General features: G+C 45.5%; 1 protein-coding gene. It reads right to left on the bottom strand.

Annotated features, from left to right (window positions below):
* The coding region (locus ABGN05_RS30070; protein ID WP_367957726.1) for a ubiquitin-40S ribosomal protein S27a family protein at positions 1–332 on the bottom strand (332 nt) is incomplete at both ends.

Consider the following 332-nt stretch of genomic DNA (forward strand, 5'->3'; position numbering starts at 1 on the left):
TGCCACAGTAATGTCTGTCAAAATGGCTAGCCATGAAAACTCCAGCACCACACTCATCAGATGGACACTCTCGACGAAGGCGACTAATTTTGCCATTTTCATCCACCTTATAGTACTTCAGCACAGCCAACTTAACCTTCTTTCTCTTATGCTTATTCTTCTTGGGAGTGGTGTAGGACTTCTTCTTCCTCTTCTTAGCACCACCACGAAGTCTCAACACAAGATGAAGGGTGGACTCCTTTTGGATGTTGTAGTCAGACAAAGTACGGCCATCTTCCAGTTGCTTACCAGCAAAGATCAGCCTCTGCTGGTCAGGAGGAATTCCTTCCTTA

Origin of the sequence: Aquibium pacificum (assembly GCF_040839445.1) — a bacterium.
GTDB classification, from domain to species: Bacteria; Pseudomonadota; Alphaproteobacteria; order Rhizobiales; family Rhizobiaceae; genus Aquibium; species Aquibium pacificus.